At 57.9% G+C, this 14039-nt stretch carries 26 protein-coding genes; 10 read left to right on the forward strand and 16 right to left on the reverse strand.

Going from position 1 to position 14039, the window contains the following annotated elements:
• Positions 1 to 34: 34 nt before the first annotated feature.
• The 4 genes from AC3WMT_RS01740 to AC3WMT_RS01755 are packed head-to-tail and all read right to left on the reverse strand — an operon-like array spanning position 35 to position 892.
• Complete coding sequence (locus tag AC3WMT_RS01740; protein WP_103302211.1) at positions 35 to 289, reverse strand: hypothetical protein; 255 nt, start codon at positions 287 to 289, stop codon at positions 35 to 37.
• On the reverse strand, positions 286 to 474 hold the full coding sequence (locus tag AC3WMT_RS01745; protein ID WP_103302212.1) for a hypothetical protein: 189 nt from the start codon (positions 472 to 474) through the stop codon (positions 286 to 288). The genes AC3WMT_RS01740 and AC3WMT_RS01745 overlap by 4 nt, the downstream gene beginning before the upstream one ends.
• Complete coding sequence (locus AC3WMT_RS01750; RefSeq protein WP_103302213.1) at positions 471 to 662, reverse strand: alkaline phosphatase family protein; 192 nt, start codon at positions 660 to 662, stop codon at positions 471 to 473. The genes AC3WMT_RS01745 and AC3WMT_RS01750 overlap by 4 nt, the downstream gene beginning before the upstream one ends.
• Positions 662 to 892: an Acb2/Tad1 domain-containing protein gene (locus AC3WMT_RS01755; protein WP_103302214.1), complete on the reverse strand. Its 231-nt coding sequence runs from the start codon at positions 890 to 892 to the stop codon at positions 662 to 664. Before AC3WMT_RS01755 ends, AC3WMT_RS01750 begins: the two co-directional genes overlap by 1 nt.
• Positions 893 to 1006: 114 nt before the next feature.
• On the opposite strand from AC3WMT_RS01755, the gene AC3WMT_RS01760 reads away from it, so the two are divergent.
• Positions 1007 to 1249: a hypothetical protein gene (locus AC3WMT_RS01760; protein WP_146041209.1), complete on the forward strand. Its 243-nt coding sequence runs from the start codon at positions 1007 to 1009 to the stop codon at positions 1247 to 1249.
• A gap of 9 nt (positions 1250 to 1258) precedes the next feature.
• On the opposite strand, the gene AC3WMT_RS01765 is transcribed toward AC3WMT_RS01760, so the two are convergent.
• From AC3WMT_RS01765 to AC3WMT_RS01820, 12 genes are all read right to left on the reverse strand, one after another.
• Complete coding sequence (locus AC3WMT_RS01765; protein ID WP_103302216.1) at positions 1259 to 1591, reverse strand: phage holin, lambda family; 333 nt, start codon at positions 1589 to 1591, stop codon at positions 1259 to 1261.
• A gap of 55 nt (positions 1592 to 1646) precedes the next feature.
• The gene (locus AC3WMT_RS01770) at positions 1647 to 2537 is read right to left on the reverse strand and encodes a phage tail tip fiber protein (RefSeq protein WP_256583444.1); all 891 of its coding nucleotides are present in this window, start codon (positions 2535 to 2537) and stop codon (positions 1647 to 1649) included.
• A gap of 664 nt (positions 2538 to 3201) precedes the next feature.
• Positions 3202 to 3882, reverse strand: coding sequence for a hypothetical protein (locus AC3WMT_RS01775; RefSeq protein ID WP_103302218.1), 681 nt, complete (start codon positions 3880 to 3882; stop codon positions 3202 to 3204).
• Positions 3879 to 4460: a recombination protein NinG gene (locus tag AC3WMT_RS01780; protein WP_103302219.1), complete on the reverse strand. Its 582-nt coding sequence runs from the start codon at positions 4458 to 4460 to the stop codon at positions 3879 to 3881. The genes AC3WMT_RS01775 and AC3WMT_RS01780 overlap by 4 nt, the downstream gene beginning before the upstream one ends.
• On the reverse strand, positions 4460 to 4861 hold the full coding sequence (locus AC3WMT_RS01785; RefSeq protein ID WP_103302220.1) for a recombination protein NinB: 402 nt from the start codon (positions 4859 to 4861) through the stop codon (positions 4460 to 4462). Before AC3WMT_RS01785 ends, AC3WMT_RS01780 begins: the two co-directional genes overlap by 1 nt.
• Positions 4858 to 5004 carry a hypothetical protein gene (locus AC3WMT_RS01790; protein ID WP_158249160.1) on the reverse strand — a complete coding sequence of 49 codons (147 nt, stop codon included), beginning with the start codon at positions 5002 to 5004 and terminating at the stop codon, positions 4858 to 4860. Before AC3WMT_RS01790 ends, AC3WMT_RS01785 begins: the two co-directional genes overlap by 4 nt.
• Positions 5001 to 5300: a hypothetical protein gene (locus AC3WMT_RS01795; protein WP_103302221.1), complete on the reverse strand. Its 300-nt coding sequence runs from the start codon at positions 5298 to 5300 to the stop codon at positions 5001 to 5003. Before AC3WMT_RS01795 ends, AC3WMT_RS01790 begins: the two co-directional genes overlap by 4 nt.
• A complete protein-coding gene (locus AC3WMT_RS01800) occupies positions 5297 to 6010 on the reverse strand; it encodes a replication protein P (RefSeq protein WP_103302222.1) in 714 nt (237 codons plus the stop codon). Before AC3WMT_RS01800 ends, AC3WMT_RS01795 begins: the two co-directional genes overlap by 4 nt.
• Positions 6007 to 6834 carry a DnaT-like ssDNA-binding domain-containing protein gene (locus tag AC3WMT_RS01805; RefSeq protein ID WP_103302223.1) on the reverse strand — a complete coding sequence of 276 codons (828 nt, stop codon included), beginning with the start codon at positions 6832 to 6834 and terminating at the stop codon, positions 6007 to 6009. The genes AC3WMT_RS01800 and AC3WMT_RS01805 overlap by 4 nt, the downstream gene beginning before the upstream one ends.
• Positions 6834 to 7625 carry a Rha family transcriptional regulator gene (locus tag AC3WMT_RS01810; protein ID WP_103302224.1) on the reverse strand — a complete coding sequence of 264 codons (792 nt, stop codon included), beginning with the start codon at positions 7623 to 7625 and terminating at the stop codon, positions 6834 to 6836. The genes AC3WMT_RS01805 and AC3WMT_RS01810 overlap by 1 nt, the downstream gene beginning before the upstream one ends.
• Before the next feature lie 320 nt (positions 7626 to 7945).
• Positions 7946 to 8146 carry a hypothetical protein gene (locus AC3WMT_RS01815; protein WP_039012569.1) on the reverse strand — a complete coding sequence of 67 codons (201 nt, stop codon included), beginning with the start codon at positions 8144 to 8146 and terminating at the stop codon, positions 7946 to 7948.
• Between the two features lie 29 nt (positions 8147 to 8175).
• The gene (locus AC3WMT_RS01820; RefSeq protein WP_028236757.1) at positions 8176 to 8370 is read right to left on the reverse strand and encodes a Cro/CI family transcriptional regulator; all 195 of its coding nucleotides are present in this window, start codon (positions 8368 to 8370) and stop codon (positions 8176 to 8178) included.
• A gap of 108 nt (positions 8371 to 8478) precedes the next feature.
• On the opposite strand from AC3WMT_RS01820, the gene AC3WMT_RS01825 reads away from it, so the two are divergent.
• The 9 genes from AC3WMT_RS01825 to AC3WMT_RS01865 all read left to right on the forward strand — a co-directional run bounded on the left by AC3WMT_RS01825 (position 8479) and on the right by AC3WMT_RS01865 (position 14038).
• On the forward strand, positions 8479 to 9270 hold the full coding sequence (locus AC3WMT_RS01825) for a LexA family transcriptional regulator (protein WP_103302226.1): 792 nt from the start codon (positions 8479 to 8481) through the stop codon (positions 9268 to 9270).
• A gap of 34 nt (positions 9271 to 9304) precedes the next feature.
• Positions 9305 to 9631, forward strand: a complete 327-nt coding sequence (locus AC3WMT_RS01830; RefSeq protein ID WP_103302227.1) for a hypothetical protein — start codon at positions 9305 to 9307, stop codon at positions 9629 to 9631.
• Positions 9621 to 10046, forward strand: a complete 426-nt coding sequence (locus AC3WMT_RS01835; protein WP_218276671.1) for a hypothetical protein — start codon at positions 9621 to 9623, stop codon at positions 10044 to 10046. The genes AC3WMT_RS01830 and AC3WMT_RS01835 overlap by 11 nt, the downstream gene beginning before the upstream one ends.
• Before the next feature lie 490 nt (positions 10047 to 10536).
• Positions 10537 to 11298, forward strand: coding sequence for a DNA methyltransferase family protein (locus tag AC3WMT_RS01840; RefSeq protein WP_103302229.1), 762 nt, complete (start codon positions 10537 to 10539; stop codon positions 11296 to 11298).
• 490 nt (positions 11299 to 11788) lie between these two features.
• Complete coding sequence (locus tag AC3WMT_RS01845) at positions 11789 to 12193, forward strand: hypothetical protein (protein ID WP_103302230.1); 405 nt, start codon at positions 11789 to 11791, stop codon at positions 12191 to 12193.
• Positions 12190 to 12381, forward strand: coding sequence for a hypothetical protein (locus tag AC3WMT_RS01850; protein WP_103302231.1), 192 nt, complete (start codon positions 12190 to 12192; stop codon positions 12379 to 12381). Before AC3WMT_RS01845 ends, AC3WMT_RS01850 begins: the two co-directional genes overlap by 4 nt.
• Positions 12378 to 12572, forward strand: a complete 195-nt coding sequence (locus AC3WMT_RS01855; RefSeq protein ID WP_103302232.1) for a hypothetical protein — start codon at positions 12378 to 12380, stop codon at positions 12570 to 12572. The genes AC3WMT_RS01850 and AC3WMT_RS01855 overlap by 4 nt, the downstream gene beginning before the upstream one ends.
• 156 nt (positions 12573 to 12728) lie before the next feature.
• Positions 12729 to 13478, forward strand: coding sequence for a hypothetical protein (locus tag AC3WMT_RS01860; RefSeq protein WP_103302233.1), 750 nt, complete (start codon positions 12729 to 12731; stop codon positions 13476 to 13478).
• Positions 13475 to 14038, forward strand: a complete 564-nt coding sequence (locus AC3WMT_RS01865) for a siphovirus Gp157 family protein (protein ID WP_103302234.1) — start codon at positions 13475 to 13477, stop codon at positions 14036 to 14038. The genes AC3WMT_RS01860 and AC3WMT_RS01865 overlap by 4 nt, the downstream gene beginning before the upstream one ends.
• Position 14039: the final 1 nt, after the last annotated feature.

Below are 14039 nucleotides of genomic sequence, written 5' to 3' on the forward strand. Positions count from 1 at the left end.
AGTATGCCACCAGTTCGATGTAACTCACCACGATCTACCCTTCTCCGCCATCGAGCAGCACATCAATCAGCTTCTGCTCACCCAGGCGCATGGCACCCAGGCACTGCAGGTCGTCGCACTTGGGACCAAGCCCGAACACCGTCACTTCGCCTTTCGGCCCCATGAGGGTCAGCGCGCCTACAGTGCACTCCGGGTGCACACCGGCATCGAGGTCATCAGCAATCTTGCGCAGCGTCTTGGCGGCATCGCACCAGCCCTCACGCTTGAACTCAACAAGCTTCGCGGTCATGCCGTCACCCCGTGGAGCCACTCTTCAATGATACGGCGCAGAACCGGTTCGCTCAGGATGGCTGATGGTTTGTCGCCGGCGATCACTGAGCGCATTAGGTCACAGGGCAGCACGTGGACGCCGTCAACCGCCGCTACCGTCAGGTGTGGGCGCTGGTCGCCGATGTCATGAATGTCTGCAGTCATGCCTTCACCATGTTGTGGGTTTGCGCGTGAGCGTGCCCGTGCAACTCAGCGACGATCAGGCCCTGAGGCAGTCCGGCAGCCTTGGCGGTGTCGATGGCCTTGGCGATCGCGCTATCCAGATCGATCAGAGCCTTGTTGATGTCTTGGCTCAGCGGGAGCGCGTGGCGCAGGCGGGTTACGTCACTCATCAGCTGAAAGGATCAACGGGCTTGGCGATCGAGCGCACGAACCACATGAAGCCCTGCTGCAAATTGGTCTTGGCCAACGCCAACAGGCGCGGATCAACCCCTTCAATCTGGCCAATCTGCTTGAACAGCTCGCCGGCGTCGGCTTCCAGAGCCTTGATCGAGTTCATACCGTCGATTTCGGACTGGGTCAGGTCGCGGTAGCCGGTGATCTTCTTGTGCTGGTTATCCATGCTGCTCTCCTCGTCGCGTGTCGCGACACAATTTGCTGTACGCGAAAAGGTGTCGCGAACAAAGTGATTGGCAAAAAAAGCTTGGTCAGTAAGTACAGAGGTGAAAGACTTAAGTTGAATTTACCTATTGAGAACCTCATGCCAATTGATGCGATTACAGCGATGGCCCACGCACGTGCCAACTTAAGGCACATTTCGGAAGCCAAAGACTCGAGTCAGCTCAATCGCCTGAAAACCGGCGCGATCGGATATAACCAGTCACTACTACTCTCAGGCGCGATCAACCAGGATCAATTGAGCGAGCTGTCATCCGAACTCGAAGCTGCTTGCCAGTCGTGGATCGCCCTGCACCCGTGAACCCGCGATCTACTCAGCCTTGCGCGCTGGTAGCTTGAAATCAGTCACCCGATCCGCAATGTTCCGGATCTTCTCCACCCCCAAAAATCCAACCCAGCCGCCGGCGAAGGTGGCCATGCTCTGGGGCAGGCCGAAGAAGTCCAGGCCGCTGATGATGGTCAAGGTCAGGCCGCCGCAGATCGCGCCTTCGACTAGCATCTGGCGACGCGTGCCGCCACCGTAGGTGATCCTCAAGACGGCCATGGCGCACGACAGCGCAGCCGCATAGAGGATTGGCGAATGCTGGCTCAACCACGCAAGCGCTATCGCCCATGTGTCTGGTTTGTCTGGCATGTTTGGCATCTCGGTTCCTCCCCAATTAGGGAGTGAAGGAATTGGTTGTTGTCCCGTCTTGGGATCAGTTGGCGTACGGCCGGCGGAAGCGGTTCGATTCAAGGCTGGCCAGGCGGTGATCAATCGAAGCGAGACGGCGATCCAGTGCCAGCCGATCAGTATCGTCGCTACCCTGTTTCGCCACATTGCCCAGATTGATGTCGCCGATGATGCCGGCCAGCAAATCAAGCACGGCGCTGGCACCTTTAGCCTGAGCCCGCTCGAACTCAGATAGCTCCTTGATGGCGAAGCGATCAGCGCTGACCAAGAACTGCGAGGGAAAACCGAGGCCGATACCGGCCGCGACGTACTGTCCGTCGGCGGTGACCTGCATCTTCACCGACCAATTACTGGCGATCTTGGCGCGGGCGATCGTGCTCTCCTTGATGAGCGCCGCGTTCAGATAGGTCGTACCATCGACAACGACGAAAGGCTTCGCAGACTGATCAGCAGTGCCAAGCTCAGGCTCTGGAGCGTTGAGGTTGCCAAGCCGGTACCGAAGAATTCCGTTATGGAAAACGGAGGTGACTCCGCCTTCGTACTTGATTTGGGTGCCAGCACTCTTCGCCTTCTCAAGGCGATCGGCCAACTCCTCTTCGGTTTCGAGGCGCGAGTAGCTGAGGAACAGGCGCGGGCTGAACGAATCATCGCCGTAGCTCGCATCGAACTCTTCAAACTCTGCGGCATGCCGGTATTCCTCTGGCACCTTTTGCAGCTCGGCCTCCATGAACTGGACCAGGTTAGCGGCGTTCTTGGGTAAGTCGTACTTGCTGTAGCTGGCTACCTCTACTGACACCATCTGGCGCTGAGGCGCTTTGCGCGCGCAACCGAGAGTGCAGGAGTTGAACTCGAACTCGCCCGAAACCTTATCGAGCTTCCAGCCGGAAACACCCGGCACATAGTCGTGGCTTTGCATCGAATGCTCCATAAACGAAAAAGCCCCTGCGAGTGCAGAGGCCCTGAATAGGTGCGCTCGTCTTTCCGAGCTGTCGGCCAAAGTCCATCTCAACGTCGACGCCCCTCTGCATCGATCTCGCTGATCCAGTCTCGCGCCACCCCGACAGCATGTGAGGTAAGAGTGCGCGGGCTGCCGGTGTTGATTCCGTACGTCGCACTATCCGGCTATCGACGTCCAGGCCTTCCCGAGGGCTGTCCTGGCTACAGGTAAATTCGAGGCGATAAAAAACCCGCACAGGGCGGGTTTAAAAAATAACCCCGCACTAGGCGGGGCTTGGTGAGCCGTTAGGCTCGAATCAGACCGGCAATGATAAGGCTGGAGACGAGACCGGCACCGGTAGCGTGAATCGTGTTCAGAAACGCCAAATCGGTTTTTTTCACCATCTCGTTATCCTCCTTCGTAGTCGAGGCCGCTACGGTCGGCTCTTGCACCTTGAGATACAGCAGGTTTACAGCTACCAACGCTAACAAACCTACGGTGCCCGCTACGACTCCAGCCACAACAAGTGGTGCCGCTGCTCCTGGGAGAAGGTTTGCCACTCCTCGATACGCGCAGGAATGACAGGATGGGGTAATAATGCGACATGGCGACATGACATTGCAAGCCCTTTTGAGGGACTATTTCATGCCGCCTCGCTTTCCAGCACCCCGACCGCTTCAAGCATATGTTGCGCCTCGATCAGAGCCTCGTTCACAAGCGACTCCAAACCCTCCTTGATGGACTTGTTCCAACGCTGGTAAGTGCGCTCTGTAAGTCCTTGGGAATCCCAATTCGTCATGTCGTAGTTCGAGTCGGCCAGGACGATCATCTCGCCAGGCTTTTCCTCTGCGACGGCGCGCGCATGCTTGTTGGCCCGGGCAACATCAGCGTCTGCTGCCGCGTTGCGCCAATCCCACTGGCTTTTCTCCTTGTTCTCCCGGTGCTTCGGCGCCTTGATCTGGGTCGCAACTCGCTGAATGCCCTTCACCTGCTGCGGCACCGCCCACACCAAGACGGCCTGCTGAGTGAAGCGCTGCGGCGCCGGGCTCTTCACAACGGCGACAAGCCGGCCGATGGAGTCGATCTTGCGTCCACGGTGCGTGCTGTACTTTGCCACCAGGGCGTTCCAATGCCGAGGGGTAAGCTGGGCGTGCAGTAACTTATGCACGATGCAGTCAGCCAGCAGAGCGGCATCCTTGCCGGATATCTCGCCCTTGAGCTTGCTGGCCTGCACTCGGGGCTCTACGTTGCATCCGCCGGAACTGTTGATCGTCTCGGCGGCCAAGGCCCGAACTACTGCTGAGATCACGTTGTGGTAATTCATGCTGCCTGCCCCTTTTTCAGTTCTCGGGTCTTGGCCCGGTATTCGGCCTTGATGGTTTTGATTTCTTCGACGGTGTACTTGCGGGGCTCATGAGGCCCTTCGAGCCATTCGACCTTTTCGGCGCCGATTCCCTGTAGGAGTGAGATTCGGTAATTCACCAGGTTGCCGGACAGGTGCGTGTTGCATGGCGCACATTGCTTCCACACGTTGAGCGGTTCGAATCGCAGCTCGGGGTTCGCTCCCACAGAGCGGTAGTGCCCGGCGTGATATTGGCCTTCGTGGTGACGACCGCAGCTCACGCATGGGCGATCGGCATCACGCAGGCGGATCCACTCGTTGAACGCGGCCTGGGCTTCGCGCAAGTGATCCGCCCTGCTCTTCAACTTCTCCTTGCGGACTTTGATCTCATGGCGCTCGCATTGACCGATGGCTTTACGGGCTTTCTCGCTGTTCGCCGGCGCATGGGCCAGCGCGCATTTCGGGCTGCACACCACCTGCGTGGTGTTGAACATCGGCGCGAACTTCTCGCCGCAGGCTTTGCAGGTTTTCTGCTTCACATCCTTGAGGGCAGTTCGCATCAGTACCTTCCCCCCCATTTATCCTGCTCAGTCCAGCGCACGTCATGCTCTGCGCCGAAGGCATGCATCAGCTCGAACAGATCGCTAAACCACTTCTGCGACTGCTTGCGGGTCGACACGGCCATCACGACGAATCCACCGTCGAGACCTGGCTCCGCACGCTGCTTCTCCAGCGAGGCACTGAAAAGGCACTTCCAGTCTTCACTGGTCAGCTTCTTGCCGTGCCAGATCACCTGCTCGGATACGTCCTTGAGCATTGCCCACATCTTGCGGTTGCATACGTCCGGGCGCTTCTCGTCGCGGATCACCACCACCTTTGGCTTGGTCAGATCAATGGCGTGCAAGGCGCCGGCGAGGCGGTTGATATCGCTGCGGTCGCGGATCGTGTATTCGGGATTCATGGCAGCACCTCAAGCAATGCAATCCAGAGCGGTGAAAACACAATCAGCGAAAACGCCAGACCTGCAAGCACTCCCTGAAAAACGGCCATAGGAATGTGCTTGGCCGGCCTCCAGAAGACGAACCATTGCAGTAAGGACTTCATGATTTCATCTCCCTGCGCAGCGCCTCGTTTTCTTCCTGGAGCTGGTTGCACCTGGCCATCAAGTCAGCGCAGTCACCACGCAGCGAGCGGATGGCCCCCATGCCCGGGGATTCACGCAATTGCTCGTTCTCGGCAATGATGGCCAGCACAACCTCAGGAGGGAGAGCGTCTTGCAGCGCATCATCAGCTGCATGGAACCGCTCCTGATTTTCGATGCTGCAGCTATCTTCCAGATAGGCTTCGTTCGCTGAAATCAAAGCAGCGCACAGCCGCTTCAGTCCGGTGTAGTCGGTCATGTCCTTTGCTCCGTGTTCTTCCTGCCGAACTTGGCCAGCAGCTGCGCCCGTGCTGATGCGCCAGTGATTGGAACGCCTTGAGTGGACAGCAGTCGGGCTTGGCGCTGGCTGGCGAACTCCTCAGCCAGTTCCAGTTCGCTCTTCTGGCTGTCGTGGCCAATGCCTGCGGCGATCTTTCCGTCGAGTGCCTGCCCGGCCTGAGCGCGACGTAGGATCACTTCGTAGTAGCGGTCGAATCTGGCGCGCAGACCCTTGTCTTCCTGCTTTGCCGCTCGCAGGTCGAACAGGCCCGTCGCTTTCGCCGCGAGCTTTACGGCTTCATGGCTGTAGGTGCCCATCAGCGCTTCGAGCCAGGCTTCGGCCGGCGCAGGCATGCCGAAGTCTTCAGGGCTTGGCACGCACATGGCGATGAACTCACCAACGCTCGGCGCAAAAGGCTTCTTGAGCTTGCGGCACTTCTGGATACCAAACTCGATCTGCTCCAAGGTTCGGATGCCAGCGTCGGCAAACTCCTTGATCCACTCGGCCTTGGCTGCGTCCAGCGCTTCAGTGGACGGCCACGCTTGGCGCCATGCCGGGAAGATCCCACGGAGGCGGCGGAACAGATCGTTCACGACATCGACCGTCTCAGTCGTCACGTGGAGCGGCTGGCTTTGAAGGGCTGGCGGCAGGTTGCCCATGGTCGCCATCAGTTGGTTGGCTGGCTTCATGGGCTCACCACAAGCCCAGTGGCCCATGCGCTGCTGTCGAAGTCAGGCTCAGCGGATGGGCGCCGCTCAGGAAAGCGGTGAACATTGCTGGCAGTGGCCGTATCGCGCTTCACCCACTTCACCAGCAAGCTGACCCAGGAAGCCTCTGTTTCGATGCGGCCGGATGCCGAGTAGTGGCATACGAAAGCAGCGGTTGCTTCATCGGTGAACGTGTCGACGGGGATTGCCATGCGAAAGGCGTAGGCCTTCAAGGTCTTGTGATCAGGTTTCCAGTCGAGGGTCATTTCCCGTGGTGACTTTGGATCAACCGGCTCCGGATCAACTGGTGCAAATTCTGCACTGGCTGGACCAGTCGAATTTTCACCGCTCGCGTGTAGTGAGTTGTGTTGATCTTCTCCTATTCCCTTCCCTTCCCTTCCGGGGTCTACCGGTCGACGATCAGTCGACGACTTCTCGGCGAATTGTTGGCGAATGTTCTCTGACTGGTCGTCGAATTCAGACGGTGGGCCGGGGTATTTGAAGTTCTTTTTCTCAATCTTCTGGTGCTTCCAGCCGCGAACGTGGAAGTAGTTCTTCCCGTTCACCCAGTAGCTCTGGATCAGCTCGGCACCTTCCAGCTCACCCAGCAGATTGCTGACCTCTTCGGTGGTGATGTCGTCACCGGGGAATACCAACGCCTTGATGGTGCGCGGCGCCAGCGGGTGATTGCCGCCGTCATCGCAGAAATTCCACAGACCAATGAACAGCAGCCGAGCCATCGGGCGGCAGGACATAACCTGCTCGCTCGACCAGAACTCCGGCTTGACGGTACGAATGCGAGCCATCACGCGGCCCCCTTGAGTGCTTTGTCATGGGTGAACAGCCCGTCCCAGGTCTTCTTCATTGGCAGCTCGCCGTCCAGGTACAGGTCGTACAGGCGCACGGCGCCCTTCTTCAGCAGAACCGGTGTGAAGGCAATGAAAGGTTCTTTGCCATGGGGAGTGACTTCGTTCTGATGCTCGGTCATGTACTTGTCGCGGGCGTAGGACGCCACACGGAATCGCAGGCCGGATTTGCTCTCGTTGTAGAGCCAACTCCGGCCTTCGAGGTATTTGCCCACCTGCATGACGTTGACCCCATTGAGGCCCTTGCAGAATTGGGTGTGGGTCATCCCCTCCTTGAACAGGTTCTCCATGGAGTGGATTTTCGAGGCTTGTGCTTCGACCTGAATTGTCAGTTGCAGACGCTGCTGCTCAGCCTCAAAGGCGATCTGGATGAGATCCATCCGGGAGAGTTCGCGAGGTTGTGCGAGCCGCCCTTCCAGTTCCTGCCAGCGGTCTACCAGCGCCGCAGTGAACTCAGGGCTGAGCTGGGCAACCACGACGAAGCTGTCTCGCTTGCAGACCTGGTAAACGCTTACGGTCTGACCGAGGTGGTTTCTAACTTCCCCCATTGGGGGAAGTTGAATGGTGCCACGCTCGGCAAGTCGCTCGATGGATTGCTTGACCTTGTCGTGGCGCGAACCCACCAGCTCCGCAATCTCTTGCGACGACATAGAGGTACGCGACACGTTTTCAGAATTCGAAAAACGTGTCGCGACATTGTTGGGGGTATTGATAAGTGGCGTGGTTTGCATATAATCCTTCCCACAGCGTGTTTTAAGAGAGCCGGGTCACTACCCCGGCTTTTTTTCGTCTCGAATTTGGCAGAGGCCCTCTGGATTACCCTGAAGAGTCCCTGCCGGAGGCCCTCATTGGGGTCACCACCAACTGGAGGACTTTTGCCTTCCTCCGCCCTACTGCTGAAGTTGCTCCCTCGGCTACGGCCCCTTCCACGATCTGGTTGAGGCTTTCACCCAGGGTCAAACCGTTGGCCTCCATAAGCGCCAACACCTGTCGTCGAGCCTCCGGCGACAGCCTGTCGATGTCGAAATGCATTTAGGCCTCCATAGGCCCTTCAGCCCGCGATATCTTCTTGTTTGTCCTGCATCAGTTCCTCGATCACACCATTGGCCACAGCCCACTCGATGATTTCGTACAGATAGGTCGCATGCTGCATGCGGGTCTTCGTGGCGGCTTTGCGCAGAATCCGGTCAAGCACTGGTTCAAATCGAACCTTCACCGGGATGGCGCGCTTTTGGTTGGGATCCATGTACATGCTTCGATGCTCCTGGCTGTTGAAATTGGTTATGCGGCGGATTTCTGGGACGGGAACGGACGCTGCTCTTGCGCCGACAAGCTGCCGTCGTCTTCGAGGGTCACGTACACATCACGGCCTACGCGGATCGCCTTGCTGAGGGCGCCCTGCGTACAGCCGAGCAGCTGCGCGGCCTTTGTATGGCCGTGTTCTTTGGCAAATTCGGTGAGTGGGATTCGGCGCATTGCGGCGTCCTCTGCGTAGATTTCACCACAAGTATGACCGCCGGTATTGTTAACAGTCAATACCGGCGATATTGGTTAAGTAAATACCGTGGGTAATAACATCACTCCATGAAAAAAGACTCCCGACGGCTTCCGTTATCTGACTGGCAGCTGCAAGACAGCGCTCGTCTGAAATCCCTCTTCCAGGCAAAGCGCGGGGAGCTGAAGCTCACCCAAGAAAAACTCGCCGCAGAACTGGGCGATGGCGTGACGCAAGGCGCTGTTAGCCACTTTATGAATGGGCGCACAGCCTTGAGCGTTAATGCTGCTGTAGTTTTTGCGAAAGCGCTGCAGGTCCCTGTGTCGGATATCAGTCCAACACTTGCCGCTCAGATCGAGAAGATGGCGGCTTCGCTCCCAGATATGCGCCCCTCTCATCGAGAGACAGACGACATTCGCGTACCGGCGAGGAGCTTCGATCTCCGAAATGAGCCGGCCTACACAGGCGTATTGCAACTCACCGCACGCGGTTCGACCGGTGAAGGCGACGACAACCCTCACGTAGAGATTCGTGGCGTCATGGCGTTCAAGTCGTCTTGGCTGCGCGCGAATAACCTCAATCAGCGACACCTGGACGTCATTTACGCGAACGGCCACAGCATGGAGCCGACCATCAACGATGGAGACGTGCTGCTGGTGGATGAGTCAAAGATCGAACCGAAAGACGGCCAGATCTTCGCCATGCAGAGCGCCACCAAAGGCACGATCGTCAAACGCCTTGTGAAGTCAGACATCGATGGCTGGATAATCCGAAGCGATAACTCGGATAAGGCGCGCTATGGCGATGAGGTTTTGCGTGATGGCGAAATAAACGAAGTGCGGATCATCGGACGCGTCGTGTGGCGCGGCGGGATGCTGTGACAAATTCATCTGCGCTTAGCGCAAGGAGGCAAGTTTGAGCGACCAGCCCGGGGTAATGATCAACCACATCAAAGCCGGCAGCTACATGGATGAGCAGGTTGACCAGTTCGATGCGTTTGCGATTTCTTGGAACGGACAGGAGGCGATACACCTCACGTTCGGCAGAACCTCAATCAACGTTAAGAACTCAAAATTTGTCCCTGTTCCAGATGGAATGGAGAGACAATCCGGAGAGGTTGAAATTTTCAGATTAGATGTCGGCGCCGTATCGATGCCCCTGGATACCGCCAAGCATCTTTCTGAAACATTAATCCGCATGATTGCCCAGGCCGAGGCCAGGAGAGTGGCAGGTGAGCAATAATTCCATCATCGACTCTAATGGCAAAAATGTTCTGGCATTTCCATCATCGGATGACAAAAGAGGCGGACCGGGCAATACTGGGGGCAACGATGGAGGTGGCTCAATGGAAGCGCGGGTAACGGCACTGGAGAAAGTATCCCAAGATATTCGGGAGAAACTTGTGCGCGTGGAGTCTCGCCTTGATGCCATTGAATCCAACATGGCAAACAAGACAGATGTTGCTCTGCTCGCCTCGAAGGACGATTTCACGGGTTTTGTCAGAGCCAGCGGAAAAGATGTGCAGGACTTGGCTGTCACCTTTCAGAAATCGATCACGGACGTACAAAAGACGATCAACGAGCAAACTTGGAAATTTATCGGTCTCGCCGGTGTTTTGGCGGGGCTCGCTTTCACAGCGGCAAAGTTCATCCACTGACTTAGCTGTTGACACCAAGCCCGGCCCAGCGCCGGGCTTCTTGTTTCTGCCCTTCCCGATTTGATCCGCTGCCCGCCACTGAGCGGGCTTTTTCATGCCTTTTGAAAAATACATGACCGGCGGTATTGACCACATGCAATACCGGCGGTATTGTTCACCCATCGCAGCGACACACAGCCACTGCGAAGGGCCTCAAGAGACCCGCCGCTCTTTAACAACCCGCGCCATAAACGATTACCCGGCTCACGCTGGGAGGTCAGCCCCGGCCACACCTGTGGGGCGAGATGAAGTCAGGTGAACAAAATCGCGCTGCCACTACTGGCGACCGGCGATCCGATAGCCCCGAAAGGCTACCAACGCGCAGAACTGCGACGGCGGACGAGGTGTTGACCGAACTGGCGAATGACCTGGTAGGAGGCGCGAGCAACGCGGAATTTTTCACTGATGCACCTGGTGACGGGTGCATTGGGAAAACAACCGGGAGCCACAAATGAAAGTCGATAACGAAGTGATGGCGCTGCTCAGCGCGTCTCGTACCGAAGGCAACAAGCTGTTCATCACCGGCGGCCAGCTCGACAAAAACCTCTACCAGCGCCTAGACAGGACGCTAAAAGCTGCGGGCGGTAAGTGGAACACCAAGGCAAAAGCTCACCTGTTCACCGGTGACGCCGCCGACGCAATTGAAAACATCCTGATGACCGGTGAAGTCACCGTGCCGCAGGACTTCGGCTTCTTCCCTACTCCGCTGCACGTTGCGAAACAGGCTGCGGATCTCGCCATGATCGGTGACGGGATGATGGTGCTGGAGCCGAGCGCGGGCCGTGGGGCTCTGGCGGTAGCCGCCAACTCCGCCGCGGTAGGCGTTATGGTCGACATGCACGAACTGCTGCCAGACAACCATAAAGCGCTGATCGAACTGAAGCTGCCACTGTCGGGAGTTTCCGAACCCGGCGACTTCCTGCAGGTCGAGCCGAAGCCCATCTATGACCGCGTGCTGATGAACCCGCCCTTCGACAAGAAACGCAGCGATATTCACCACGTCGTCCACGCCCTGAAGTTCCTCAAGCCTGGCGGTCGGCTGGTGGCAATCATGCCTTCCGGCGTTACCTTCCGCGACGACGCACTGACCCGGGACTTCCGCGGCATCGTCGAGCAGCGCGGCGGCAGCATCGAAACCCTGCCTGAAGCCTCATTCAAACAGGCCGGAACGATGGTCAACACCGTGCTGGTGGTAATCCCTGCAGCAGCCTAACAACCAGCGCCACGACAGCCTGTCGTTAACTGCCCGATCCTCTCTATGAGAGCGCATCGGGGTGTGATCTGAGGCCAAGCCTCGGGCGGCGGATGTGCCAACAGGTAGCCTTAAGGGTTGCCCCATCTGCTCAATGCCGGTTGAGCCCCGGCCAGATCACACCCCGATGCGGACGAAACTGCGGCCTATAACCGCCCACCTGCATCAACGCGCAGAGCCGATCTGCGAAGCCAGTTTGGTAGCGCTGGCCGGTATCTCCACACCTGCCTTGCCGGGTATCGGCAGCAAGGAAAGGCATCCCTGCTGTAACAGGGCTCTCAATCACCCGCTTGCAGTGAGCCAAAGCAAGCCGACTTGCCGCCGTAAGCGGCTTCCACTTTCACCCGACACCACCCGAATGCACTCACCTCCGCGCCCAACGGCAACCAGCGGAGCGGACGAGTGCATCCGAGTTTTGTTGGATCAACACCTCGCCACTCTGGAGACGACCATGTCAGCTCTACGCAAGCCCATCCCGGAAGACGACTTTCTCGACACGGAGGCAGGTCAGGAATGGTTGACCGAGTCGGTCGATGATCTGCTTTCTCGGCACCACGTCGAAGCGCCGAACCCAGTTGGGCGAAGCAAGGTGCTGGTCAATGCAGACCACCTGCCGGAGGCGCTGGCGGATCACATGGCCGCTAATCCAGATCCCGACCGATACATCGAGAAGATCCTGATCGAACTGATCAGGCGGAAAGACGGCGGGATTTTGCACACTTGGGCAATCGAAGCCGTTGGCGGTGATCCGCAAATTATCCGGGCACTCGCCGGCGACCTGATCGCGGTGCACGCCAACGAATATCGCGACGCCAAGCGCGAAAGCGATCGCGTAGAGCGGGAGTGTGGGTTTTGAGCCCTCACATCCTGATCGACCAAGCCCTTGATGGTGTGTCGGCGCCCGCCGGCGAAGAAGACATCAGCCTGCTGGTGCAGGGCCTGATCACCCGCCTCTTCACCGACGGCGCAATCACCACCGACGAGTTCAACCACTACTGCAAACGCCTGCGTGACACATGTCAGCGGCGCAAGGAGGACGCATGAGTACGGCACCGGTTAAATCGCTCATCGACGAGCAGCTCGATGACATTGAACACAAGATCGCTCTGCTCGGCTTCGGCCTTCCCTTCAATGAGGTGATCGGCCGCAAGCGCGAGGATCTGGTTGCGAGTCTCCCACAGCGACTGGCTCCCTCCATGCAGGGCAAACGAATTGCAGTGAGAGTTCGCAAGTGACCGGTCGCCAATGGGCGCGTCGCCTGATCATCTGGCGCGGCGCGTTCTCTTCCCTCGGCGTTTTCACCTTCCTGATGCTGCTCAGCGCACTCGCCGACCGTATCACTCAATAAACCCATCTTTCAAAGCTGCGCACATCCGCGGCAGGAGATCGTCATGCCTGCACCAAACCTCGCCCTCTGGGAAGAGGTCGAAAAGACCGACCCCAAGTTCACCAAGGAATACACCGGTCTCGGTGGCTTCACGGGTACTGCAGTGAATGCCCAGTATCTGGCTAAACGCGCTACTGAACAGTTCGGCCCATGCGGTACCGGCTGGGGTTACGACGTCATCGAGGAACGCTTCGATATCGGCGGCCCACTTTTGAACAAAGAGGGTTCGGTGCTAGCACATGCCCAGGTGCACACCCTCAAGGTCGCGCTTTGGTACTTGGGCGGCGATGGTGAGCGCAAGACAATTACGCACTACGGGCACACACCTTTCATCACTCAGAACAAATTCGGAAGCATCAGCACTGACTTCGATGCCCCAAAGAAATCCCTCACTGATGCGATCGGCAAGTGCCTGAGTCAGCTTGGCTTCTCCGCCGACGTTCGCCTGGGTCTTTACGACGACATTCACTACGTTAACGAGCGCTTGGGTGAAGCCGAAATCGAGCGCGCCGAGGACAAAATCGAAGCGAAGGAGCGTCTGGCAGCTGAGTATCGCGAATGGCTGGCTGAAACACTCCACTTGATCGGTACCGCGCAATCACTCAACGAGTTGGAGCAGCTCTACAAATCGGCGATGCGCAAAATGGCACTGCGCCAGAACGATCCAGAACGCGAAGCCCACAAAATCAAATTCACCCGCGCCAAGGACGCCCGCAAAGCGGATCTTGAGGACGCTATGGAGGGTGCAGCATGACTGATCTCTACAAGCTGAATCGGCAGATGGCAGAACTCGCGGCACTGGCTGACACTGACGACGAAGGTCTGCGCCAAGCCATCCAAGACACCATGGACGGCATAACAGGTGAGTTCGAAGTAAAGGCCGACAGCGTCGTCATGCTGCGCCGGAACATCGAAGGTGACATTGACGCAATCGATAAGGAAGTCGACCGCCTCAACGAGCTCAAGCGCATCAAGAAAAACACCGTGGGCCAGCTCAGCGACTACCTGCGCCGGAACATGGAGGCCGCTGACATCAAGTCGATCAAGCGACCACTGTTCACCATCACACTCGCGCTCTCGCCGGAGAAGGTGAACGTCGACAACGAACAAGCCGTTCCTGATGAGTTTGTAACGCTCAGAAGCGTAATCACTCCTGACAAGAAGACCATCGCCGCGAAGCTCAAGGAAATCCGGGATCACAACGAAGCAGTGCGCAAACGCATCGAAGCCGGCGAAGACGCGGAGCATGAACTGCTACCGGAACCGGTCTGGGCTCACCTTGAGCGCGGCGAAAGCTCGATCCGGATCAAGTGAG

This window comes from Pseudomonas sp. FW305-7 (assembly GCF_058786735.1).